Here is a 22,236-nt window from a genome sequence, read left to right as displayed (position 1 = left end):
GGATTTCGATTCATGTACGCGATTGTCGGCATTCTTGTTCTGATGGTGATGGTCTTCGGGGGCTTCGTGCTCAGCGGCGGGGCTATGGGCCCGGTGCTGCACGCCCTGCCCTACGAGATGATGATCATCGGCGGCGCGGCCGTGGGTGCGCTGGTCGCGGGCAATTCGCTCCACCACCTCAAGGCGATCGGCGGCGCTTTCGGCAAGATCTTCAAGGGCCCGCGGCACACCAAGCAGGACCATATCGACGCGATCGCGCTGACCACCCAGCTGATGAAGGTGCTCAAGACCGACGGGCCCGTGGCGCTCGAAAGCCATGTGAACGAGCCCGAGAACTCGACCATTTTCAGCGCATATCCCAACCTCCTGAAGAACAAGCCGCTGATCGCGCTGGTCAGCGACACGCTGACGCTGCTGGTGGTGTCGTCGGGCACGCTCGAAACGCATGCGGTCGAAGAGGTGATGGACAATGCGATGAAGACGCATTTCCACGAACTGCACGAACCACAGCATGCGCTGCAATCGCTGGCCGATGCGCTGCCCGCGCTCGGCATCGTCGCCGCCGTGCTGGGTGTGGTGAAGACGATGGGCTCGATCGACCAGCCGCCCGAAGTGCTGGGCAAGATGATCGGCGCCGCGCTCGTCGGCACCTTCCTCGGCGTGCTGCTCGCCTATGGCGTGGTCGGCCCGCTGGCCAGCCGCCTCAAGCAGGTGATCGAGCAGGACGAGCAGATCTTCCACGCGGTCAAGCAGGTGATCATCGCCTCGCTCTACGGCCATCCGCAACCGCTGGTGGTGGAAAGCGCGCGCTCCAGCCTCGGCCACAGCGTGCGCCCCGGCCTGACCGAACTGCTCGACGCGCTGCGGGGTCGCTGACATGGGCAGCGACGGGGACAACCGCCCGCCGATCATCGTCAAGAAAGTGACGGTGATCGAAGCGGGGCATCACGGCGGGGCCTGGAAGGTCGCCTATGCGGACTTCGTAACAGCGATGATGGCCTTTTTCCTCCTGCTGTGGCTGCTCGGCGCGACGACCGACGACCAGCGCCGGGGGCTGGCCGACTATTTCACGCCCACCCTTGTCAAGATCAAGGACAGCGGCGCAGGCGCGAACGGCCTTCTTGCCGGAGCCTCGCTGACCGATGTCGACGACTATCCGAACCGGCAGGGTCAGACGGGCAACGAGGGCATCACGATCCCGCGCGATTCGATCGGCGGGCCGAAGGAAGCGGCGCGCATGATCGAGCGGATCACGGCGCGGACCCGGAACAAGCTCGCCGAAGATCCCAAGCTCGCCAAGCTGATGAGCCAGATCAAGATGGTCGACACGACCGAGGGCGTGCGGATCGACCTGGTCGACGATGCCGATTTCTCGATGTTCAATCTGAGCACGACCGTGCTCACGCGCGAGGCGACCGCGCTGCTCGAAGCGATCGCGCTGGCGATCGAGCCGGAGGACCGCAAGATCATCGTGCGCGGCCATACCGACAGCCTGCCGTGGAAGCACCCGGGCCGGATCAACAACTGGTCGCTCTCCGCCGGGCGCGCCGAGGCGACGCGCCAGACGCTCATGAACGAAGGCATTCCCGATGCGAGCTTCCGCCGCATCGAGGGCGTGGCCGATACCGAACTCCTCGTGAAGGACGATCCGTCCGACCCGCGCAACCGCCGGATCTCGATCGTACTCGCCAACTGAGGGCGGGTCCGCACGTGGGCTGAAGCGGCCCGGCGATAGGCCCCGGGAGCCGGTAGGGATTATCGGGGTTCAGCCGCGGGAGAGGCAGGGAAAGCGCGCCGAATACGGTTTCGCTTCCCGCTTAACGCAACTGGTTAAGGGTTGCGGTGAACATCGAAAGTAAATGAAGCGGGAAGGAATGGCCTTTCCAAGCTCCGCGACCGCGAAGCCGGCCGCCCGAACCGGGCGCCGAACCCGGGGCCTCCGCCGCTTGATGCCGGGGGCGCTACAGGGCCTCGGCCAGCCAGCCGCCCCTGCCTCCACTTCGCACAGGTGCAGGCATTTCCAGTGCCGTGGCACCGGAGCACCGACGTCGATCCAGCCGGTGAGTGGCCGCCTCGCAGGCCGGAAATGACTTCGCCTTACGACGTTCCGCTATCGACCGATGCCCCTGCATGCAGAAGGCAGATTGCGTCTTCGTGTCAGGGGAGCGGGAGGGGTTGCATCGGGCTGCGGGCGCCCCGGCTGCCCCCCTCAGTCGGCGAAACCCGGCAGGCCCCCTGGATTGCTCCTGCGCCTGCCCCGGCGTCGCTCGCCACATGCCAGCGGCAGACTCATGCCGGAGGCGGATGCCTCGACCCCGCAAACGCAAATGGCCCGCCGCTCGAAAGCGACGGGCCATCCGCCTTGTTGTTGGTTGGTAAGCTTGGACTTAGCGCAGCAGCGAAAGGACGTTCTGCTGGCTCTGGTTGGCCTGGGCCAGCATGGCGCCCGAAGCCTGGCTGAGGATCTGCGCCTTGGCGAGAGCCGTGGTTTCGGCCGAGTAGTCGGTATCTTCGATCCGCGAACGCGCATCGGAGAGGTTGGTGATGTTGTTGTTGAGGTTCGTCACCGCCGATTCGAGCTGGTTCTGCGTGGCACCGAGGCCCGCACGAACGGTCGAGACCGTTTCGATCGCGGTGTCGAAGAGGGCGATGTCGCCCGCCGCCAGCGCGGTTACGTCGACTGCGGCAGCAGCGGCGAGATCGGCGTCGGCGGTGAGGTCGGCCGACAGGTCGATGTCGACGGTGTCGGTTTCGTTCGCACCGGCCTGGATCGTCACGACGCCGGCGGTACCGGCAGACGCGTCGAACAGTTTCTGGCCGTTGAATTCTGTGTTGCCGAGGATGTTGCCGATCTGCGTGTTCAGTGCGTCCATTTCGGACTTGAGGTTCGCGAGGTCGCCCGCCGCATAGGTGTTGTTGGACGCCTGGACGGTCAGCTCGCGCTGACGCTGCAGCATGTTGGTCACTTCGTTCAGCGCACCTTCGGCGGTCTGCGCCATCGAGATGCCGTCGTTCGCGTTGCGGATGCCCTGGCTCATGCCGCGGACCTGCGAGGTCATGCTGGTGGCGATCGCGAGGCCGGCCGCGTCGTCCTTGGCCGAGTTGATGCGCTTGCCGGTCGACAGACGCTCCATCGCGACGCCCAGAGCCTTGTTGGCCGACGACGACGCATTCGCAGCTTTCATCGCGCTGATGTTGGTGTTGATTACGCTCATTTCCGTAGTCTCCCTGACAAAAAAGGTCACTGCCGTGGGGTGGATCGGTTCGCAGCAGCTGGGACACAGACCGGCACGCATCTCGGGAAGTTAAGGGCTTGGGCCGAAAAACATCCTCGCCTAGGTGTTTCTACCCAGGGTAAAATCACGGGGACTAAAAGTAAGTACATCTTGTTCGTCCACCGGCAAAAACCTGCCTCGGGGAAACGACGCTAATAGGGTGGAACGGGGCGGTCATGATTGGGGTTAACGAAACGGCGCGCTGTGCGCGTGCGCATGGTGCCGTGGCATCGCGACTGACGGGGATCGCAACATCGCTGTTTTTCGATCGACCGGTCCAGCTGGTCGACGCAGCCGATCCGAAAAGCGCCCATGAGGGACGCACCATCGTGCTCGAAAAAGGCGATGCGAACGGGATCGAACTGGCCGGCAAGGGCGGCACGATCCGCTACACCGACGCTGCCAGCGAATCGACGATCGGCGCGCTGGTCGCTCTGCTGTGCGCCGATGGCGGCCCCGTGGCCGCCGATCCGGTGTCGCTGGCGGTCCTCTCGCTGGCCGATCGCCTCGCGCGGACCGACATTCCCGTGCTGATCCACGGGCCGACCGGCACCGGCAAGGAAGTTCTGTCTAAATTCATCCACCAGCGCAGCGAGCGCTGCGACAAGCCCTTCATCGCGTTCAATTGCGCCGCGATCCCGGAAACCATGCTGGAAGCACTGCTCTTCGGCCATGAAAAAGGCTCCTTCACCGGCGCGAATGCGAACGGCGAAGGCTTCTTCCGCGCCGCCGACGGCGGCACGCTGCTGCTCGACGAGATCGCCGAAATGCCGCTGCCGCTGCAGGCCAAGCTGCTGCGCGCGCTGCAGGAAGGCGAAGTCGTGCCGATCGGTGCGACCAGCCCGGTCAAGGTCGACGTGCGGGTCATCGCCTGCGCGAACCGCGACCTGCCCACCGAAGTGGCTGCCGGCCGGTTTCGCGAAGACCTTTTCTACAGGCTCAACGTCTTTCCGATGACGCTCAATCCGCTGGCCGAACGTACGGGCGACATCGCCCCGCTCGCCTTTGCGATGATCCTGCGCCATCGCACCAAGGGCCAGCCCGTTCCGTGGCTGTCCGAAAGCGCGCTGTCGGTCCTGCGCAGCCACAAGTGGCCGGGCAACGTGCGCGAGCTGGAAAACGTCATCCGTCGCGCCTTGCTGCTGGCGCAGGGCAAGAGCGCGATCTCGACCGAGCACATCGTGTTCGACACGCCGGTCCGCTCGGTCGCGGCGCAGGAAGCGTCCCCTGCCCCTGTCGCAGAACAGCCGGTCTATCAGGGCGTCTACGAGGTGAAGGAGAGCGGCGCGCGCAGGCTTTCGAAGATCGTCCGCGAATCCGAAGCGAATGCGATCATGGAAACGCTCGATGCGTGCAACGGCCGCCGCGCCGAAGCCGCAAAGCAGCTCGGCATCTCCGAGCGCACCTTGCGCTATCGCCTCGCCTCGTTCCGTGAAGCCGGCATCGCCGTAGGGGGTGCACGATGAACCCCGTATCGGGTGCCGGTGCGGGCGGGGCCATCAATCAGGTGATGGCGCTGCGCCAGCAGATCATCGAGCGATCCTCGGTCCTGCAGGAGCTGCACCAGGACAAGGCGGCCGCGCCGACCGAGGTCCAACCGACGCAGGAAAGCGGGGGCTTCGCGGATTCGCTCAGAAGCGCGCTCGACGGCGTGAACGCCGCGCAGCAGCGCTCGGGCGAGATCACCGCCGCCTACGAACGCGGCGAAGTCACCGACATCGCCAAGGTCATGCTCGCCCGCCAGGAATCGGGCGTCGCCTTCGAAGCAACCCTGCAGGTGCGCAACAAGTTGCTCAGCGCCTATCAGGAAATCATGCGGATGGGGGTCTGATAGATGGCCGGTCTCGTTCCCGCCAATAATGCTCCGCAGGGCGCGCCTCCGCCTCCCGGACGCGGCTCGATCCTCGAACCGCTGACCTCGGGCAGCGGCGGCATGGGGGATCGCGCGCGGGCCTTCGTCGGCCAGCCGCTGGTCCGCAAGGTGCTGCCGTGGTTTGTCGGCATGGCCGGCCTCGGCGTCGCGGCCCTGCTGTGGGCGACGCTCGCCCCGGGGCCGCAGCGCGTGCTCTATTCCTCGCTCGACGATGCGAGCCGGGCCGCCGTGGTCGCCAGCCTCGATCAGGCGGGCATCGGCTACCAGATCGACAACAATACCGGCACGCTGACCGTCAGCGAGGGCGACCTCTATCGCGCGCGCATGCTGGTCGCCTCCGACGGCGCGGTCGCCGCGCCCGAGACCGGTTCGGACATGCTCGAAAACCTCCCGCTCGGCGCCAGCCGGACGCTGGAGGGCGATCGCCTGCGCGCGGCGCAGGAGCGTGAGCTGATGCTCACCATCCAGGAAATCGAGGGCGTCGAATCGGTCCGCGTCCATGTCGCCAAGGCCGAACGGTCGGTTTTCGTGCGCGAGGACGTGGCCCCTTCGGCATCGATCATGGTGCGCATGGCGCGCGGTCGCCAGCTGGCCGACAGCCAGGTTGCCGCAATCGTCAATCTGGTCGCGGGTTCGGTCCCCGGCCTGTCGATCGACGCGGTGCGCGTGGTCGACCAGCACGGCAAGCTGCTGACCGACCGCGGCAGCAGCGGCGCGAACAGCGAACGGCTGGACCTGCAATCGCAGATGGAAGCGAAGCTGACCGCGCAGGTCGACCAACTGCTCGCCCCCATGATCGGCGCGCAGGCCTTTTCCAGCCAGGTGCAGGTCGAGCTCGACATGAACGAGGTCACTTCGGCGCGCGAAAGCTACGACAAGGATGGCGCGGTGCGGCGCGAGACGACGCAGGAAACGCAGATGCCGCAGACGCAGGCCGGCGGCATTCCGGGCGCGACCGCCAACCAGCCGCCCGCCGATCCGCAGCTGCGCGACGGCGCCCCGGAGGACACTCCTCCGGCAGAGGCGCAGCAGGGCCCGGCGGACGTCTCCGCCTCGCGGACCTACGAACTGGGCCGCGAAGTCTCGGTGTCCAATCTCACGCCCGGCGCGCTCAAGCATGTCTCGGTCGCGGTGGCGATCGACCAGAATGCGCTCGAGAATACGAGCGCGGCGGACATCCAGAAGATCGAGGATCTCGTCTCCGCCGCCGTGGGCGCGCGCGAGGAACGCGGCGATATCGTCACCGTGGTCATGCGCCCCTTCACCGAGGTCGTCGCCGAGGAACCGCCCTTCTACGAAACCGGCTGGTTCGCGATGATGGTCCGCAACGGCGTCGCGCTGATCGCGGTGCTGCTGGTGCTGATCTTCGTGGTCCGTCCGCTGATGAAGATGGCGCGCGGCAAGGCCGGCAAGGCCGAAGCCGACGCCCTTCCCGGCGCCGATGGCGAGAGCGCGGTCCGGATCATGCCGCCCGAAAGCGGCTATGACCGCGAAGACCTCGACGCGCAGATCGAGCTGGCACAGCGCTTCGCGCGCGAACAGCCGCAGGACGCGGTCCTCGCCCTGCGCCGCATGCTCGCCGAACCCGTGCCGGGCCAGATGGCCGAAGGGGCCGCACGATGAGCGACATGGCACCCCAGAGCCCGGCCCAGCCCCCGCTCCCGCCAACGATCGCCGGGATCGACCGCGCGGCGATCATGATCATGCTGATGAGCGAGGATGACGCGACCGCGATCCTCTCTCAGATGGAGCCCGAGGAACTGCGCCAGCTCGCCGCGCGCATGTGCTCGCTGGGCGAAATCGACCCGCATGCGATTTCCGATGCGATCTCCGGCTTCTCGCGCTCGATCGACAATGGCGCGATCTCCGCGCATGGCCGGATCAGCAGCGTCAAGCGGATGCTGACCAGCGCCGTCGGCGACATGAAGGCCGACAGCCTGATCCGGCAGGTCGCGCCCGAACAGAAGGAAGAGCCCTCGCCGACGCTCGCCGTGCTGCGCTGGCTCGATCCAGAGGTGATCGCGGAAATGCTCGCCGAAGAGCATCCGCAGGCGATCGCGGTGCTGCTGCTGCAGCTCGATACGGACACCGCCGCCGCCACGCTCGCCGCGCTGCCGCGCCACCTGCACACGCCTGTCCTGCACCGCGTCGCCCGGCTGGGCCCGGTCTCGCGCCAGGCGATCGCGATCCTCGAAGAAACGATCGAGGGGATGATCGAGCGCCGTCACGGCTCGGTCCCGCTGACCATGGGCGGGGTCAAGAACGCGGCCGAGATCATCAACCGCGCGCATCGCAGCGTGGAAAAGGAAGTGATGCCGAAGATCGGCCAGATCGACAAGCTGCTGCACCAGCAGCTCGAGAACGAGATGTTCAAGTTCGAGCATCTGTTCGCGCTCGACACCAAGCAGATCGGCATGCTGCTGCGCGAGGTCGAGAGCGAGACGCTGATCAACTCGCTGCGCGGCCTGGCCGAGGACGATCGCGAGCTGTTCTACGGCGCCATGTCGACCCGCGCCGCCGACGGCCTGCGCGACGAGATCGAGACGATGGGCCGCATCAAGCGCGCCGATGTCGAAGCCGCCCAGCGCGAGGTGATCGCGGTCGCCAAGCGGCTGATCGCGGACGGCGAACTGATCATGGGCGATGCCGACGATGACTACGTATAGGCTGCCGGTCAGCGAACTGCGCGAACGGCGCGGCTTCACCCGCAGCTCGGCCTATTACGCGGACCATGCCCCGATGGCGGCGGCAAAGACCGAGGGTGCCGACACGGTCGACCCGGTCGCCGATGCGCATGCCCGGGGCCGCGAGGAAGGACGCGCCGAGGCGATGCAGGAAGCAGCCGCGCAGCGTGCCGAGGAAGACGCCGCGCGCGAGGCCATCACGCTCGCCTTCGCCCGCTTCGACGAAGAGAGCGGCCAGGCCCTGCGCGAACGCCTGCGGGAAACCGTGATCGCCTTGTGCGAAGACGCCGTCCTGCCGCTCGCGCTCGATATCGACGGGCTCCACCGCCGGGTGGAAGCGGCCGCCGCGCTGCTCCAGCGCAAGACCGACGAGCGCATCATCCGCCTCAACCCGAGCGACCATGCGCTGGTCCTGCCGCTGGTCGATCCGAAGCTGACGCTGGTGCCCGACCCCGCGATCGAACGCGGCGCGCTGCGGATCGATACCGAGGATGGCGGGGTAGAGGACGGCCCGGCGCAGTGGCGCCAGGCCATCGCCGAAGCGCTCGCGCAATGCTGACCGACGCAATGCTGACCGGCCCGATGCCGACCGACCCCATGCTGGACCTGCTCGATGACACGCTCGACGGTTTCTCGGGCGGTTCGGTCGATCTCGCCCCGCGGCGCTTCGGGCGCGTCGTCGCCTGCGATGGCGGGCTGATCGAGGTCAGCGGGCTCGGCGTTCCGATCGGCACGCTGTGTTCGATCGTCCATGGCGGCGGACAGCCGCATCTCGCCGAAGCGATCGGCTTTCGCAACGGCCACACGATCATGATGATGCTGGGCGACACGGTGCTGCTGCGCCCGGGTGCGATGGTGCGGCCCGAAGGCAAGCCCGGCATGCTCTCGGTCGGCAAGGAATATCTGGGCCGCGCGGTCGATGCCTCGGGCGCACCCATCGACGGCGGCGGCCCCGTCCATGCCAGCCGCGAATGGCCGGCGGGCGGGCGGCGCACCGGCGCGCTCGACCGGACCAGCGTCTCGCAGCCCTTCGATACCGGCATCCGCTCGCTCAACGCTCTGACGACGCTGGGCGTCGGCCAGCGCGTGGGCATCATGGCGGGCTCGGGCGTCGGCAAGTCGGTCCTGATGGACATGATCGTGGGCGGCGCAGAAGCCGACGCGATCGTCGTCGGCCTGATCGGCGAGCGCGCCCGCGAAGTCTCCGATTTCGTCGCCCGTCACATGAGCGGGCCAGCCGGCAAGCGCACCGCGATCGTCGCGGTTCCGGCAGACCACGCCGCAAACCTGCGCCTGCGCGGCGCGATGCTCGCGACCTCGATTGCCGAGGAAATGCGCGCGCAGGGCAAGAAGGTCCTTCTCATCCTCGACAGCCTGACCCGCGTGGCGCACGCCGCGCGCGAGATCGGCATGCTGCTGGGCGAACCCGGCGCCGCGCGCGGCTATCCGCCTTCGGCCCTTTCGACGATCACCAAGCTGATCGAACGCGCGGGCAATTCGGCCGAAAGCGGCGGGGCCATAACCGGCATCTACACAGTCCTTGCCGATGGCGACGACCAGAACGATCCGGTGGTCGATACCGCCCGATCGATCATGGACGGGCACGTCGTGCTCTCGCGCGATATCGCCCAGCGCGGGCGTTACCCCGCGGTCGACGTCGGCGCATCGCTCAGCCGCGTGATGAACGATATCGTCCCGCCCGCACATGTTGTCGCGGCGCGCAAGTTCCGCGCGCTCAACGCCGTGTACGAGGAGAACCGCGACCTGGTGCTGATGGGCGCTTATCGCCCCGGACAGGACGCGACGCTCGACAGGGCGATCGCGATGCACGGGCCGATGTCGGACTTTCTCGGCCAGGATTTCGCCGAGCATGTCTCGCTGTTCGAAGCGGTCGGCGGCTTGCAGGACCTGATGGGCGATGACGGCTGAACAGCGCCGCCTCAGACGCACCCGGTTGATCGAGCGGGTCCGCACGGTCGAGCAGCGCCAGTCCGCGCTCGCCGCCGCCGAGGCCGAGGCGCAGCGCGCGCGGCTCGATGCGGTGTCGGCCAAGACCCGCGCCCTCGCCGCGCATTATGCCAGCGCCACCGACGCGACCGACGCACAAAGCCTGCGCCGGGCGGGCGCGATGAGCAGCCATCTGCGCGATCTCAGCCACATGGCGGAGCGCCATGCAAAGGATGCGCGCAGCCAGTCCGAAGCCTCGCTCGCCGCGCTCGCGCAGACCGAGCGCAGGCGCAAGCGGGCCGAAGAGGATTACCGCGAGGCCGCGCAGACCTTGCGCGAAAAACTCGCTTCCCGCTGAAACCTGGGCCGCGTGCGCCGCGCTTGGCACGCATCTTGAATATCCGCCCCCGACCAACCGACGGGGCCTCGATGACAGCGCTATCTCTCAACCTCACTCCTGCCAGACCGCTCGACGCATCGGGCATCGCCCTCGAAGGGCTGCCGACGCTCGAGGCGGGCCGCAGCGTGCCTGCGGACTTCGCCGAAGCGCTGAAAAAGCTGACCGCCAGCAGCCGCGAACCGATGGCCGAAGAGGCGGCTTCGGAGGGGACGGACGGGGTGCCGGCGCTTCCCGAAGGTACGGACCCGGCAAGCGTGGAGGACGCGGGCGCAGCGGCAAGCGGCAAGGCCTTGCCGGTCGGGCGGAGCGATCTTGCCGCAATGCACAACGATCTGCCGATCGAGGCGGGGGAGCCCGGCACGCGCGCGCCTGACGGCAGCGATGTCGAAACCGGAGCCGAAGCGGTCGTGGCGTCGCAGCCCGGAAAGCGCGCGCCTGCCGATATCGAGGTAGAGCCGGAGCCCGAAGGCGCCCCGGACCATCCCGCGCGAACCGCTGCTCAGGATACGCAAATGCCGGTCGTGCAGGCCAGCCTGGCGGAATCCGCCCCGGCGCTGGTAGTGGCCGCACCGATGGCTTCCGGCACCGCTCCTCGGACGGGGTCGACGGCGCAGCCCGAGAAGCCAGCATCGACCGGGACACCGATGGTAGCATCATCCGTCGCTTCCGCTTCGCAGGCTCCGGTTGCGCTAGCTGCCGGGACGCAATCGGACGATCAGCGCCGTCCCGGCCAGGATTCGCCATCGGGGGAGCAGGGGCGTCGGAGCGAAGGCGAGGCAAAGCCTGCGGCGAGCCCGGCGACGAGGGACGCGAGCGGCGCGCCGGTCGCCGCCCGTGGCATAGAACAGGTCCGCCAGGAGGCCACGCAGACCGGCCTGACCTTCCAGCTCCGGGCCGCCGACAGGCCGGTGGCGGACCCCGGGCAGTCGCTGTCGCTCGGCAGCACACTCTCCACCTCCGCCTCGATGATCGCCGCGCCGACACTCGGCGCCCTTCCGGCGAGTGCCTCTCTTGGTGTCGCTGCGCCGGCCGGGCAGATGCCGCACTTCCCAGAGCTGGCCGCGATGGTCGACCGCATCGCCGCCGCGCGCGACAGTGCGGGCAGCGCATCGGCCACGATCGCGTTGGCACACAAGGAACTCGGCAATCTCTCGCTGACCTTCGAGACCAGTGGCCGCACGCTCGATGTCGAGGTCGCCGCGCAGGACAGCGATACGCAGCGCGCGCTGGCCGCCGCGATCGCCGCCGACAGGCCGCAGCTGCGGGCCACCGAGGCACTGGCACAGCCGAATGGTCAGGCGAACGCCCAGTCCGGGGGATCATCCGGGCAGGCCGGTACGCAGGGGTCGGGCGCGGGCATGGCCGACCCGTCGGGCACGACCGGCGATTCCCGTCAGGACCGGCGCGAACGACGCGGCGACAACAGCCCATCCGGGCAGGACACTCACGTCAACGCCCAGCGCCAGCCGAAATCGGACGGCGGAATTTACGCCTGATTAACCATCGAGACATAGACGGAATTAACCATGAGCACCGAAGCCGAAAAGACCGACGCGAAGCCGAAGAAGAAGAGGGGGATCATCAAATTCGTCCTGATCGGGGTCGTCCTGCTCGCCGCTGGCGGCGGCGGCACCTATGCCGCCTTCGCCACCGGCATGATCGGCGATCCGGGCGAGCCGAAGAAGGACACCGGCCCGCAACTGGTGCTCAAGGGCGAGGCCGATCCCTACGCCGTGAAGAGCGACAAGAAGGACGAGGGCGGCAAGGTCGTCCACGGCTCGGGCGGCAGCAAGTACCGCACCGCCTATTACGAATTCCAGGAAGAGTTCACCTCCAACCTCGCGGGCGGGGCGAACCTCGTCCAGATCAGCCTCGCGGCCTCGACCCACAGGGACGGGCGCGTGCTGATGTGGCTCCACGATCACGAGCTCGCGATCCGTTCGCGCATCCTCGTCGAGCTTGCCTCGACCGAGATGGAGGACATCGCGAGCGCCGAAGGCAAGGCCGCGCTGCAGAAGCGCCTGACCGGTGCGATCAACGAAGAGCTGATCGCGCATGAAGGCTTCGGCGGGGTCGACAACGTCTATTTCCGCTCGCTCATCGTGCAATGACCGAAGGCGAGCCTCCTGTGGCCGGGCGTCGCACGGCGAAGCACTGCGAAGAGCTGCTGTCGAACACGCTCGACGCGGCCGACGTGGCGGGCGATTTCGCGCGCTTCGGCACGCGGCTGGCGCGGGCGATCCAGCCGCGCCTCGCGCGGCTGTTCGATGCGCCCAAGCTCGAGACCGAGCTGGTCGAATGCACCGCCTGCCCCGCCGCTGCGCTGGGCGAAACGCTGGGCGAGCGCCAGCACCACGCGCGCTTCGCGCTTCCGGGCAAGGGCCTGGGCGTGCTCGCCTCCGCCAATGTCGGCGCGCTGATCGGCGAATTCGACCGGATGCTGGGCGGCGACGGCGAAAACCTGGCAGAGGCTGTCGCCCTGCCCGCCTCCGCCAACCGCTTCGCGCGCGAGATCGAGGGCGAACTGATCGCCGCCTGTATCGAGGCATGCGGGCGCGGCGATCTTGCCGCGGCGGAGCGCGGCAGCGATCTGGGCGAGATCGTTCCGTCCGGCGCACGCGCACCCGTGCATGTCGCGACCATTGCGGTCCTGCGCCCGGGCATTCCCCGGCTCACCGTCACCTTCGCCACCTGCGAAGCAACCTTCGTGCAGTTCGCGGGCGAAACGCCGGTGGGCAAGCCGGTCCGCCGCAGCATGGGCGAGACGCCGATCGACGAATCGCCCCTCGCCGGGGTCGAACTCGCGACCACCGCCACGCTGGTCGACATGGCGATCCCGCTGCACCGGATCGTCGCGCTGCAGGTCGGCACGCTGCTGCCGGTGCCGATCCACCGCAGCATCCCCCTTTCCATCGCGGACACGACCATCGCCCACGGCACCGTGGGCGCGCTGGACGACCGCGTCGCACTCGAAATCCACCACACCGCATTTGCGAAGGGCAACTAAACCATGACCATGCCATTCGATGGCTACGGCCTGATCCAGGAAATCGACGTCCGCCTGACGGTGGAACTCGGCCGCAAGAATCTTCCCCTTCGCGAGATCCTCGCGCTGGGAGAGAACAGCGTGGTCGAGCTCGAGCGGCTGACCGACGAGCCGCTCGACATCATGGTCAATGGCCGCCTGATCGCGCGCGGCGAGGTGGTGGCACAGGGCAACCGCTTCGCAATCCGCATCCTCGAACTCGTCGGCTCCGGCACCAATGCAGGTGCGCCCCACGGTACGCCGCAGGTCGCCCAGGGCCATCAGGGTCAGGGTCACGCCCCGGTCGAAGAGCGGCGCGCACCTCCGCCGACGGTGGAACAGATCTGATGCTGCTCTTCATCCTCAAGCTGCTGATCCTGCTGCCGCTGATTGGGCTGATGATCTGGGGCAGCCTGAAACTGGCCAAGCGGATGCAGGGCCAGCTCGGCGGGCCGAACGGCGGGGGTGAGAAGGCCGTGCGCATCGTCGAGACCACGATGCTCTCGCCCACGCTGCGCCTCGCGGTGATCGAGTTTCACGGGAAGGAAATCCTCGTCTCGACCTCGAAGGGCGGGCTGACCCGCCTGGCCGAGGCACCGGCGCGCGCAAAGCCCGCCGCCCACGACACCGCCGAAGGCACGGAACTGGCTGCATGATGTCCCGCATTGCGAAGCTGGCCGCCGCGCTCGGCGCGCTGGCTTTTACCGGCGCGGCGCATGCCGCCACGGCGATGCCGACCGACAGCGCCGCTGCCGGTGCGCTCGACCGTGCCTTCGGCGAACTCGGCGGCGCGGGCGGCGAACCGCTGAGCCTGTCGCTCCAGCTGCTCCTCATCATGGGGCTGCTGACGATCCTGCCCGCGCTGATCCTGATGATGACCAGCTTCACGCGCATCATCGTGGTGCTGGCGATTTTGCGGCAGGCGCTGGGCCTGCAGCAATCGCCGCCCAACCAGGTGCTCATCGGGATCGCGCTGTTCCTGTCGCTGTTCATCATGGCGCCGACGCTGGAGCGCGTGAACGCGTCCGCGATCGAGCCCTATTCGGCGGGCAGCATCAACGCCGAGGTCGCGATCGAGCGCGCCGGGGGCGAGTTCCACACCTTCATGATCCGCCAGACGCGCGAGAACGACCTGCAGATGTTCGCCGATATCGCCGATGCGCCCAAGTTCGCGAGCCCGCAGGACGTTCCCTTCTCGATCCTGCTACCCGCCTTCGTCACCAGCGAATTGAAGACCGCGTTCCAGATCGGCTTCATGCTGTTCCTGCCCTTCCTCGTCATCGATCTCGTCGTTTCATCCGTGCTCATGAGTCTGGGCATGATGATGATGAGCCCGATGCTCGTCTCGCTCCCCTTCAAGCTGCTCCTGTTCGTCCTCGTGGACGGATGGTCGCTGCTGATGGGGTCCCTTGCCTCGAGTTTCTTGTGAGCTGAACCATGGACGAACTCTCTCTCCTCCTCTCGATGGCCGACCGGATGCTGTGGACCACCGCGCTGGTGGCCGCGCCGATCCTGCTGGCCGCGCTGGCCCTCGGCCTCGTCATCGGGCTGATCCAGGCGGCGACCTCGGTCAACGAACAGACGCTCACCTTCGTCCCCAAGCTTGCGGCGGTCGCCTTCGTCCTCGTCATCTTCGGCGCGTCGATGATGGCGCTGGTGATGGACTTCATGCAGGATATCTTCGTCGAGATCGCACGGACCGGGCGCTAGGCTCCGGGCACACGCATGATCGCGCTCGACTTCGGACTTGGCGGGCTGGAAGCCGACATCTGGCGGGTCGTCTTCCTGATGACGCGCATCGGTGCCGCGCTGCTCGCCGCACCGTTCTTCGGCGCGTCGAACGTGCCGGTGATGGTGCGCATTTCGTTCACCGGGGCGATGGCGATCTTCATCTCGATCTGGCTGCCCGACGTCGCCACCCCGCCTGCGCTGCTGACGCTCGAGGGGATGCTCGCGCTCGCGGGCGAAGCGCTGATCGGCCTGCTGCTCGGCTTCGTGCTCCAGCTCGCCTTCGCCGCGCCGACCATCGCCGCCGAGGTGATCGGCGGGAGCATGGGGATGAGCATGGCGCAGACGAGCGATCCCGGCACCGGCGGTACGACGACCGCCTTCGGCCAGTACTTCATCATCGTCCTGACGCTGATCTTCCTCGCCACCGGCGCGCACCTGCACTGGATCGCGCTCGTCACCGAAAGCTACCGCGCCTTCCCGCCGGGTGAGACCTGGCTCGGGCCCGAACGCTTCGAGGCCATCGCCGGGTTCGGCGGCGCGACCTTCGAGACCGCGCTACGCATCGCGCTGCCCGTCACGCTGATCCTGCTGCTGGTGCAGATCCTCACCGGCATCCTCAGCCGCTCGGCCCCCTCGCTCAACCTCTTCGCGCTCGGCCTGCCGGCGGGCGTGCTCGCGGGCATCGCCGCGCTCATCATCAGTGCGCCGCTGATCTACGACCAGTTCACCGACCTCGTCGAACTGGGGCTGGCACAGGCCGAGAGCGTGGTGACACCATGAGCGAGACCGCCGGCGAAAAGACTTATGCACCGACAGAAAAGCGCCTGCGCGATGCCGCCAACAAGGGCGACGTGCTGCGCTCCAAGGACCTGGGCACGGCGGTGGTCATGCTGGTCGGCGCGGGCTGGCTGGCCTTCGGCGGCCCGTGGCTGCTGACCGAGATGTCCAGCCTGCTGCGCGACAGCTTCCAGTTCGGACACGCCGAGCTCGCCGATTTTCAACCCGGCAGGATGATGACGCAGGGGCTCTCGGCCACGCTGCCGCCGATCTTCGCGCTCGCTGTGCCGGTGCTGCTCGTCACGCTGGCGAGCCAGCTCGCGTTCGGCAAGGGGCGCTTCGTCACCAAGAACCTTGAATTCAAGCACACGAGGATCAACCCGGCATCGGGCCTCAAGCGCATGTTCGGCCCCAACGGCCTGATCGAGATGGGCAAGGGCCTGCTCAAGGTCACGCTGCTGGGCGGGATCGCGGGGCTGTGGTGGTACACTTCGTGGGAGAACCTGCTCGGCCTCGGGCGCGGCAACCTCGCGGCGCAGCTGACCACCGCGTGGGGTTCGATCCTGTCGCTGTTCGTGGCGCTGTGCGGAGGCCTGATCGTGATCGCGGCGGTCGACCTGCCGATCCAGTGGGTCCGCCGCAACACAAAGCTCAAGATGAGCCACCAGGAAATGAAGGACGAGAACAAGGAGAGCGAAGGCTCGCCCGAAGCCAAGGGCGCCCGCCGCCAGCGCCAGCGCGACATCGCCGCAGGCTCGGTCTCGGGCGCGATGCGCGAGGCGCAGTTCGTCATCACCAACCCGACCCACTTCGCGGTCGCGCTGGCCTACGATCCGGAGAAGGCGTCCGCGCCGATCGTGCTCGCCAAGGGGCGCGGCGAGAAGGCGCTGGCGATGAAGGAGCTGGCCAACGAGTTCGGCCTGCCCACGCTCGAATATCCGCAGCTCGCCCGCTCGGTCTATTTCACCAGCCGCGAGCGGCAGATGATCTGCGAGGATCTGTACGGCGCGATCGCCTCCGTGCTCGCCTATGTCATGTCGCTGAAGCGCGGCGAACTGCCGCCCCTGCCCGCGATCGAAGTGCCCGTGGCATTGCGCTTCGACGCCGACGGACGGCTGAATTAGCTGGTAGATTTCAGACCGCCCGCCACGCGCGGCCGGAGCTCAGGAAAATCCTTCCGATTTCCCATTAAATAGCGGCCCGGCGCGCCGTTCTGTCGGGTGATGGAAACGACCAGCAGCAATACGTCCTCGATCGCCAGCCGCCTCGGCGTGGGCAGCGGTGTCGACATGATCTCGCTTGCCGAGGACCTCGCGCGGGCGCAGTTCGAACCGCGCCAGCAGCGCCTCGAAAGCAAGTCGGAAGTGCTGGAGCGGCAGATTTCGCTCGCCTCGACGCTGCGCAGCCTGCTGTCCTCCTTCGCCAGCGCGCTGGGTGACCGCGTGCGCACCGGCGACCTGTCCGCGCAGCCCAATATTGCCAATCCCAGCGTGGCGAAGGTTTCCGCGCCGCTCGGCACGTCGGGCAAGGGCACCTATTCGCTCGAAGTCTCGCAACTGGCGAGCGCGCAGACGCTGGCTTCGCCAGCCTATGCCGCATCGAGCGATGTCGTCGGCGCCGGTACCCTGACGATCCGCTTCGGGCAGACCGGCAATGGCGGCTTCACCGCCGATGGCTCGAAAGCGACGGTCGACATCGCGATCGAGCCGGGCGCGTCGCTGGCCGACGTCGCCCGCGCGATCAACGCCACCGGGTCGGGCGTCACCGCCTATATTTCGCAAACCACCGCCGGCGCGCAGCTGGTGATGAAGGGGCCCCAGGGCGCGCAGAACGGCTTTCAGATCGAGGTCGCCGAAGATGCCGCAAACCCCGGCCTTGCGAACCTGGCATGGGAACCGGGCAGCGATCCGGCCCGCCTGCTCGCAACCTCGCAGGATGCGCTCTACAAGCTCGACGGCCTCTCGCGCAGCAGCGCCAGCAACACGATCGCCAGCGCGGCCCCCGGCCTCTCGCTCGATCTGACCGGCACCAATGCCGGCGCGCCGACCACCATCGGCTTCGGCGATCCGAAGGCCGCCGTCACCAGCGCGATGACCGACATCGTGGGCGCGCTCAACGAGATTGCGGGCGAGCTGAACGCGGCGACCGATGCGCTGACCGGCGATCTCGCGCGCGATTACGGCGCACGCGCGCTGCGCCGCGAATTCTCCGCGCTCGGCAGCAAGATCATCATGCCCAACGCCGCCGAAGGCACGCCCCGCACGCTCGCCGAACTGGGCGTCGGCATCCAGCGCGACGGCACCTTCAAGCTCGACAGCGCGCGGCTCGAACGGGCATTGACCGAGCACCCGGACGCGGTGGCGGCGATGTTCACTCCGGGCATCAACGGCATCTTCGCCACGATCGACCGGATCGCGCGCAACAATACGGTCTCCACCGATCCCGGCTCGCTCGCCGGATCGGTCAAGCGCTACACGACGCTGTCGCAGGACATTACCGAGGATCTCGCCGAACTGGCGGAAAAGCAGGAGAAGCTGCGCGCCTCGATGGTCGCCCGCTTCTCCGCTTCGGAGGCGCGCGTGAGCTCGTCGCAGTCGACGCTGGACTTCCTCAAGTCCCAGATCGACGTCTGGAATGCGCAGCGGAACTGATCATGCTGGCATCGAACGAACCGCGCGCCGCGTACCAGCAAAGCAATTTCGACGCCCGCGTGCGCGGCGGCACGTCGCAGGATATCGTGGTCTACTGCCTCGACGAACTCTCGCTCACCATCGGCATGCTGCGCCAGGCGGACATGCGCGGCAACCGCGCGGGCCGCAGTGCGGCGATCACGCGCGCCATCGCGATTCTCACCGCGCTTGAAATGGGCGTCGACCGTGAAAACGAACTCGCGGGCAGCCTGCTGCATTTCTACGAAGGCTCGCGCAGGCTGCTGCTGGGGTCGATCGCCGAAACGCAGGTCGAGGCGATCGAGGCGCTGCGGACCGACGTGATCGACATCCGCGATGCGCTGATGCTCGCCCGCAGCGGGACCGACTAAAGATCGGTTTTCGATCAAGTATCCCGAGGCCGAAGCGCCTCAGGCATTGACAGGCCCCGCTTCGGTCCCGGACACTCCGCCCCAGATTTCGCCGCGCGCGCGGCGAACCGGGGGCCTGATGAACACGATCTTCCTGATCGATACCGATGCCGAACGGCGCGCCGAGGTCGGCCGCGTGCTGCTCCAGGGCGGACTGCACGCCGAACCTTTCGAAGCGAGCGAGGAATTCGTGGCCTTCGGCGCTGTCGATGGCGGCCCGCAGGGGCTCGCGCTGGTCGCCGACACGAACGGTGCCGCCGCCAGCCTGTGCGAGCGGCTGCGGGACGACCCGCGGCTGGTCCCGGTACTCGCCTATGCCGATGCGCCGCGGCTCGAACACGTGGTCGCCGCTATGCAGGCAGGCGCACAGAGCTACCTCGAATGGCCCTTCACCTTCGCGGGCTTTTCCGAGGAGATCGCGCGGATCGAACCCGCGATGCGCGCCGATCTGGAACGCAAGCGCCGTAGCGCGGTCGCGCAATCGCGCCTGGCCAGACTGACCGGGCGCGAGCGTGAAGTGCTCGCCAGCCTCGTCACCCACGGGACCAACAAGGCGATCGCCAAGCAGCTCGACATCAGTCCGCGCACGGTCGAGAAATACCGCGCGGCGATCCTCGTTCGCCTCGGCGTCGCCAACAGTGCGCAGGCGATCCGGATTGCGGCCGAAGGCGGCGTTTTCGACGGGTTGCCGGCAGATGAAACACTTACGGACCAGCCGGGATCGGGCGACGGCGATGCCGGCAGCGTGATCGGCTAGCCTCCTCGGGGACGATCCCCGGTCGCGGCGGCGTGCGCCGACAGGATCGCTTCGCCATGCGTCGCCACCCCCTGCCGCTTGCGCAGGATATCGAACACGATCGCCTTGATCAGCGCGACCGCCATCAGCGCGACGACGACCGAGAACGGCAGCGCGCCGATGATCATCGTCGTCTGCAGCGCGTCGATCCCGCCCAGGATCAGCATGCTCGCCACCACGAGGCCCAGCGCGGCGCCCCAGAACAGGATATGGCGGCGCCGCTCGTTGTCGTCCTCGCCCGCGCCGTTGATCGTGTTGATGATCAGGATCGCGCTGTCGGCGGAGGTGATGAGGTAGGTCAGCAGCAGCAGCACGACCAGCCCCGCCATCAGGTTCGCCGCAGGACCGCTCAGCATGACCGACAGCGTGGCATAGAGCTGGTCGGACATCGTCGCATCGAGGATCGCGCCCTTGGCAGCGCCGCTCAGCTCCAGATCGATCGCGGTGCCGCCGACCATGGTCATCCACACGAAGCCCATCAGCGAAGGCACCAGCACCACGCCGAGCACGAATTCGCGCACCGTGCGCCCGCGCGAGACCCGGGCGATGAACATTCCCACGAAAGGCGCGAAGGCGATCCACCAGGCCCAGTAGAACACCGACCAGTCGAGCTGCCATTGCGACAGCTCGGCATTGATCGGCGATCCTTCGGGCGAGAACAGCGTCAGCGCCAGCGAGGGCAGCGTGCGGATGTAGTCGAACAGCCCCACGCCGAGCAGTTCGAGGCCGAACAGCCCCGACCCGAAAATCAGGAACACGGCGAGCAGGAGAAAGGAGAGCGCCATATTGAGGTTCGAGAGCAGGCGGATGCCATTGCCGACGCCCGAAATCGCGGAGATCGTCGATGCCCCGACCAGCACCGTTACGGCGATGATGATCGCCGCTGGCGATGCGGAGCCGTCGCCGGTCAGCAGCCAGCCACCCATCCCCAACCGATCCAGCCCCGTCACGAACTGCTCGACCCCGAAGCCGAGCGTCACCGCCACGCCGAGGATGGTCGCGACCACTGCCACCACGTCGACCAGATGGCCGACGATTCCCGACATGTGGGTGCCGAACAGCGGCGCGAGCGCGCTGCGGATCGTCAGCGGCAGGCCCCGGCGATAGGCGACGTAGCCCACCGCCAGCCCGACCAGCGCATAGGTCGACCACGCGGCGAAGCCCCAGTGGAGGAAGGTGTACATGTAGGCCGTGCGCACGTTGCCCGCCGAGGCCGGCTCCACCAGCCCGCGGATCGTGTCCGGGTTGGTCTGGAAATGCGACAGCGGCTCGCCGGTCGAATAGGTCAGCAGGCCGATGCCGATGCCGGCGCCGAACAGCATGGCGAACCATGAGAAGGCACCGAACTCGGGCTCTTCGCCCGGCGCGCCCAGCCGCAGCGTACCCGATTGCGGAATGATCGCCAGCACCAGCGCGACCAGCGTCAGCGCCGCGACGAGGTACACGTACCAGCCCGCGAAGGCCGCGATCAGCGTCGTGTTGGCCACGCTCAGCGCTTCGGACGCCATGTCCGGGAAAAAGATCACCCAACCGATGAGGATCGCCACGGCAAGCTTGCCAGGGATCGTCACATGCGTGCTGAACCCGCGATAGAAGCCGCTGTCGGCGGTGCCGATCGGCAGGTCGGTGAGCGGTTCGGCCATCTTGCCGTCGTCGCTCGCAAGGGATGGTTCGGCCAAGATGCGCTCCTGCAGTCGTGCTGTTGGTGGCGGCATTGCCGCGGCGTCGCACGCGACTCTCGGACGATGGGCGCGCCGGGCGAGGCAGCGCCCCGATGCCTCCCTCTGGCGACGGCTTGTGGCAAATGGATGCACCGGCGGCAACCGCGTATCTCCCACTTCCGGGAGATACGCCGGGCCGAGCGGCGTCAGAGCCAGTCCTGGTCGAAGCGCAGCGGCCCGTCGCCGTAGAGGTAGTCGGGCTGGAACTGCGCATAGTCGCGCAGCGCATCCCAGTCCGAGGTGTAGAGGTCGCCGCGACGGATTTCGGCGAGCCCCAGCTCGCGCAGCTTGCCGACCGCGCGGTTGGCGTGGATCGCGCTGACCCCGCACATGTCGGCGAGATCGATCTGCGTGAACGGCGTGCGCAGCGAGCGCGCATTGGACTGCCCGATCAGTTCGAACCGGCGGTGCAGCTCGCAATAGATATGCGCGATCCGGCGCGGCGCATCGAGCTGTTCGAGCATCTGGATCCACTTGCGATGGATTGCCGCGTCGAGCAGCGTGGCGAACCACAGGGCGCGCGCCACCCGGGGCCGCTCTTCCAGCGCCTCGCGCAGCCGCTCGTGCGGGGCGATGCCGTAGGAGATCGGTCCCGCCGCGACCACATCGTGATCGAGCCGCTTGAGCGCGAAGCCGTGCAGGTCGACGAAATCGCCGGGCACGTGGATACCGACGATGAACCGCCGATCCTTGCTCTGGATCGTCCGGAAGATATAGCCCGAGAGCAGGATCGTGCTGACATTGGCGACCTTCCCGCGTTCCAGCAGGACATCGCCCGTCGCCGCATCGCGCCGCTCGGTCACCAGCGATTCGATAAAAGCGAGATCTTCGTGATCGAGCTTGTCACGAAGTCGACCAGCGAGAAAATCCCCGGTGTTCGGAAACTCCATCGCCCCCTGTCTTTCCACTCGTTTCGTACTGCCTGTCG

General features: G+C 67.5%; 24 protein-coding genes. 21 read left to right on the top strand and 3 right to left on the bottom strand.

Translation table 11 applies throughout. The features are described 5' to 3' along the window. Positions 1-12: 12 nt before the first annotated feature. Positions 13-876 carry a flagellar motor stator protein MotA gene (motA, locus tag DL238_RS05160; RefSeq protein ID WP_115491283.1) on the top strand — a complete coding sequence of 288 codons (864 nt, stop codon included), beginning with the start codon at positions 13-15 and terminating at the stop codon, positions 874-876. Between the two features lies 1 nt (position 877). After that, a complete protein-coding gene (locus tag DL238_RS05155) occupies positions 878-1,696 on the top strand; it encodes a flagellar motor protein MotB (protein WP_115491282.1) in 819 nt (272 codons plus the stop codon). 691 nt (positions 1,697-2,387) lie between these two features. On the opposite strand, the gene DL238_RS05150 is transcribed toward DL238_RS05155, so the two are convergent. Next, positions 2,388-3,215, bottom strand: a complete 828-nt coding sequence (locus DL238_RS05150) for a flagellin N-terminal helical domain-containing protein (RefSeq protein ID WP_115491281.1) — start codon at positions 3,213-3,215, stop codon at positions 2,388-2,390. A gap of 236 nt (positions 3,216-3,451) precedes the next feature. Here DL238_RS05150 and DL238_RS05145 point away from each other — a divergent pair, with 236 nt between their 5' ends. The 19 genes from DL238_RS05145 (at position 3,452) to DL238_RS05055 (ending at position 19,548) form a co-directional block, all read left to right on the top strand. After that, complete coding sequence (locus DL238_RS05145) at positions 3,452-4,741, top strand: sigma-54 interaction domain-containing protein (protein WP_115491280.1); 1,290 nt, start codon at positions 3,452-3,454, stop codon at positions 4,739-4,741. Further along, positions 4,738-5,106 carry a flagellar hook-basal body complex protein FliE gene (gene fliE / locus DL238_RS05140; protein ID WP_115491279.1) on the top strand — a complete coding sequence of 123 codons (369 nt, stop codon included), beginning with the start codon at positions 4,738-4,740 and terminating at the stop codon, positions 5,104-5,106. The genes DL238_RS05145 and fliE overlap by 4 nt, the downstream gene beginning before the upstream one ends. A 3-nt stretch (positions 5,107-5,109) precedes the next feature. Beyond that, positions 5,110-6,771, top strand: a complete 1,662-nt coding sequence (gene fliF / locus DL238_RS05135; protein WP_115491278.1) for a flagellar basal-body MS-ring/collar protein FliF — start codon at positions 5,110-5,112, stop codon at positions 6,769-6,771. After that, on the top strand, positions 6,768-7,814 hold the full coding sequence (locus DL238_RS05130; protein ID WP_115491277.1) for a flagellar motor switch protein FliG: 1,047 nt from the start codon (positions 6,768-6,770) through the stop codon (positions 7,812-7,814). The genes fliF and DL238_RS05130 overlap by 4 nt, the downstream gene beginning before the upstream one ends. Next, positions 7,801-8,391: a FliH/SctL family protein gene (locus tag DL238_RS05125; RefSeq protein ID WP_115492777.1), complete on the top strand. Its 591-nt coding sequence runs from the start codon at positions 7,801-7,803 to the stop codon at positions 8,389-8,391. The genes DL238_RS05130 and DL238_RS05125 overlap by 14 nt, the downstream gene beginning before the upstream one ends. Before the next feature lie 38 nt (positions 8,392-8,429). Beyond that, the gene (locus DL238_RS05120) at positions 8,430-9,761 is read left to right on the top strand and encodes a FliI/YscN family ATPase (RefSeq protein ID WP_115492776.1); all 1,332 of its coding nucleotides are present in this window, start codon (positions 8,430-8,432) and stop codon (positions 9,759-9,761) included. Next, complete coding sequence (locus DL238_RS05115) at positions 9,751-10,137, top strand: hypothetical protein (protein WP_115491276.1); 387 nt, start codon at positions 9,751-9,753, stop codon at positions 10,135-10,137. The genes DL238_RS05120 and DL238_RS05115 overlap by 11 nt, the downstream gene beginning before the upstream one ends. 71 nt (positions 10,138-10,208) lie before the next feature. Continuing rightward, positions 10,209-11,675, top strand: a complete 1,467-nt coding sequence (locus DL238_RS05110; RefSeq protein ID WP_115491275.1) for a hypothetical protein — start codon at positions 10,209-10,211, stop codon at positions 11,673-11,675. Between the two features lie 30 nt (positions 11,676-11,705). Then, a complete protein-coding gene (locus tag DL238_RS05105; protein ID WP_115491274.1) occupies positions 11,706-12,290 on the top strand; it encodes a flagellar basal body-associated FliL family protein in 585 nt (194 codons plus the stop codon). Further along, on the top strand, positions 12,287-13,186 hold the full coding sequence (locus DL238_RS05100; protein ID WP_115491273.1) for a FliM/FliN family flagellar motor C-terminal domain-containing protein: 900 nt from the start codon (positions 12,287-12,289) through the stop codon (positions 13,184-13,186). Before DL238_RS05105 ends, DL238_RS05100 begins: the two co-directional genes overlap by 4 nt. Positions 13,187-13,189: 3 nt before the next feature. Beyond that, positions 13,190-13,552: a flagellar motor switch protein FliN gene (gene fliN / locus DL238_RS05095; protein ID WP_115491272.1), complete on the top strand. Its 363-nt coding sequence runs from the start codon at positions 13,190-13,192 to the stop codon at positions 13,550-13,552. Further along, complete coding sequence (locus DL238_RS05090) at positions 13,552-13,860, top strand: flagellar biosynthetic protein FliO (protein ID WP_115491271.1); 309 nt, start codon at positions 13,552-13,554, stop codon at positions 13,858-13,860. The genes fliN and DL238_RS05090 overlap by 1 nt, the downstream gene beginning before the upstream one ends. After that, complete coding sequence (gene fliP, locus DL238_RS05085) at positions 13,860-14,633, top strand: flagellar type III secretion system pore protein FliP (RefSeq protein ID WP_407640852.1); 774 nt, start codon at positions 13,860-13,862, stop codon at positions 14,631-14,633. Before DL238_RS05090 ends, fliP begins: the two co-directional genes overlap by 1 nt. Positions 14,634-14,641: 8 nt before the next feature. Further along, positions 14,642-14,914 carry a flagellar biosynthetic protein FliQ gene (locus DL238_RS05080; RefSeq protein ID WP_115491269.1) on the top strand — a complete coding sequence of 91 codons (273 nt, stop codon included), beginning with the start codon at positions 14,642-14,644 and terminating at the stop codon, positions 14,912-14,914. 15 nt (positions 14,915-14,929) lie between these two features. Continuing rightward, positions 14,930-15,715: a flagellar biosynthetic protein FliR gene (gene fliR / locus DL238_RS05075; RefSeq protein ID WP_115491268.1), complete on the top strand. Its 786-nt coding sequence runs from the start codon at positions 14,930-14,932 to the stop codon at positions 15,713-15,715. Then, positions 15,712-16,836 (top strand): EscU/YscU/HrcU family type III secretion system export apparatus switch protein, encoded by a 1,125-nt coding sequence (locus DL238_RS05070; protein ID WP_115491267.1) that lies wholly within the window; start codon positions 15,712-15,714, stop codon positions 16,834-16,836. The genes fliR and DL238_RS05070 overlap by 4 nt, the downstream gene beginning before the upstream one ends. Before the next feature lie 99 nt (positions 16,837-16,935). Continuing rightward, positions 16,936-18,363, top strand: coding sequence for a flagellar filament capping protein FliD (fliD, locus tag DL238_RS05065; RefSeq protein ID WP_115491266.1), 1,428 nt, complete (start codon positions 16,936-16,938; stop codon positions 18,361-18,363). Positions 18,364-18,365: 2 nt separating this feature from the next. Then, entirely contained in the window at positions 18,366-18,752 is a 387-nt protein-coding gene (locus DL238_RS05060; protein ID WP_115491265.1) for a flagellar export chaperone FliS, read from the top strand. Between the two features lie 118 nt (positions 18,753-18,870). Further along, positions 18,871-19,548, top strand: coding sequence for a response regulator transcription factor (locus DL238_RS05055; RefSeq protein WP_115491264.1), 678 nt, complete (start codon positions 18,871-18,873; stop codon positions 19,546-19,548). On the opposite strand, the gene DL238_RS05050 is transcribed toward DL238_RS05055, so the two are convergent. Together DL238_RS05050 and DL238_RS05045 are read right to left on the bottom strand one after the other, a co-directional pair. Further along, complete coding sequence (locus tag DL238_RS05050) at positions 19,545-21,266, bottom strand: BCCT family transporter (protein ID WP_234030970.1); 1,722 nt, start codon at positions 21,264-21,266, stop codon at positions 19,545-19,547. The genes DL238_RS05055 and DL238_RS05050 overlap by 4 nt on opposite strands. Positions 21,267-21,454: 188 nt before the next feature. Further along, positions 21,455-22,198, bottom strand: a complete 744-nt coding sequence (locus DL238_RS05045) for a Crp/Fnr family transcriptional regulator (protein ID WP_115491263.1) — start codon at positions 22,196-22,198, stop codon at positions 21,455-21,457. Between the last annotated feature and the right edge of the window lie 38 nt (positions 22,199-22,236).

This window comes from Alteriqipengyuania lutimaris, assembly GCF_003363135.1.
GTDB classification, from domain to species: domain Bacteria; phylum Pseudomonadota; class Alphaproteobacteria; order Sphingomonadales; family Sphingomonadaceae; genus Alteriqipengyuania; species Alteriqipengyuania lutimaris.
Note: the sequence above shows the minus strand (reverse complement) of the source record. Positions and strands in the feature narration are given on the sequence as shown.

Excerpts from the sequence above, each read along its gene's own strand:
- motA (WP_115491283.1), top strand. The coding sequence starts at position 13 with ATGTACGCGATTGTCGGCATTCTTGTTCTGATGGTGATGGTCTTCGGG.
- DL238_RS05155 (WP_115491282.1), top strand. The coding sequence starts at position 878 with ATGGGCAGCGACGGGGACAACCGCCCGCCGATCATCGTCAAGAAAGTG.
- DL238_RS05150 (WP_115491281.1), bottom strand. The coding sequence starts at position 3,215 with ATGAGCGTAATCAACACCAACATCAGCGCGATGAAAGCTGCGAATGCG.
- DL238_RS05145 (WP_115491280.1), top strand. The coding sequence starts at position 3,452 with ATGATTGGGGTTAACGAAACGGCGCGCTGTGCGCGTGCGCATGGTGCC.
- fliE (WP_115491279.1), top strand. The coding sequence starts at position 4,738 with ATGAACCCCGTATCGGGTGCCGGTGCGGGCGGGGCCATCAATCAGGTG.
- fliF (WP_115491278.1), top strand. The coding sequence starts at position 5,110 with ATGGCCGGTCTCGTTCCCGCCAATAATGCTCCGCAGGGCGCGCCTCCG.
- DL238_RS05130 (WP_115491277.1), top strand. The coding sequence starts at position 6,768 with ATGAGCGACATGGCACCCCAGAGCCCGGCCCAGCCCCCGCTCCCGCCA.
- DL238_RS05125 (WP_115492777.1), top strand. The coding sequence starts at position 7,801 with ATGACTACGTATAGGCTGCCGGTCAGCGAACTGCGCGAACGGCGCGGC.
- DL238_RS05120 (WP_115492776.1), top strand. The coding sequence starts at position 8,430 with ATGCTGGACCTGCTCGATGACACGCTCGACGGTTTCTCGGGCGGTTCG.
- DL238_RS05115 (WP_115491276.1), top strand. The coding sequence starts at position 9,751 with ATGACGGCTGAACAGCGCCGCCTCAGACGCACCCGGTTGATCGAGCGG.
- DL238_RS05110 (WP_115491275.1), top strand. The coding sequence starts at position 10,209 with ATGACAGCGCTATCTCTCAACCTCACTCCTGCCAGACCGCTCGACGCA.
- DL238_RS05105 (WP_115491274.1), top strand. The coding sequence starts at position 11,706 with ATGAGCACCGAAGCCGAAAAGACCGACGCGAAGCCGAAGAAGAAGAGG.
- DL238_RS05100 (WP_115491273.1), top strand. The coding sequence starts at position 12,287 with ATGACCGAAGGCGAGCCTCCTGTGGCCGGGCGTCGCACGGCGAAGCAC.
- fliN (WP_115491272.1), top strand. The coding sequence starts at position 13,190 with ATGACCATGCCATTCGATGGCTACGGCCTGATCCAGGAAATCGACGTC.
- DL238_RS05090 (WP_115491271.1), top strand. The coding sequence starts at position 13,552 with ATGCTGCTCTTCATCCTCAAGCTGCTGATCCTGCTGCCGCTGATTGGG.
- fliP (WP_407640852.1), top strand. The coding sequence starts at position 13,860 with ATGTCCCGCATTGCGAAGCTGGCCGCCGCGCTCGGCGCGCTGGCTTTT.
- DL238_RS05080 (WP_115491269.1), top strand. The coding sequence starts at position 14,642 with ATGGACGAACTCTCTCTCCTCCTCTCGATGGCCGACCGGATGCTGTGG.
- fliR (WP_115491268.1), top strand. The coding sequence starts at position 14,930 with ATGATCGCGCTCGACTTCGGACTTGGCGGGCTGGAAGCCGACATCTGG.
- DL238_RS05070 (WP_115491267.1), top strand. The coding sequence starts at position 15,712 with ATGAGCGAGACCGCCGGCGAAAAGACTTATGCACCGACAGAAAAGCGC.
- fliD (WP_115491266.1), top strand. The coding sequence starts at position 16,936 with ATGGAAACGACCAGCAGCAATACGTCCTCGATCGCCAGCCGCCTCGGC.
- DL238_RS05060 (WP_115491265.1), top strand. The coding sequence starts at position 18,366 with ATGCTGGCATCGAACGAACCGCGCGCCGCGTACCAGCAAAGCAATTTC.
- DL238_RS05055 (WP_115491264.1), top strand. The coding sequence starts at position 18,871 with ATGAACACGATCTTCCTGATCGATACCGATGCCGAACGGCGCGCCGAG.
- DL238_RS05045 (WP_115491263.1), bottom strand. The coding sequence starts at position 22,198 with ATGGAGTTTCCGAACACCGGGGATTTTCTCGCTGGTCGACTTCGTGAC.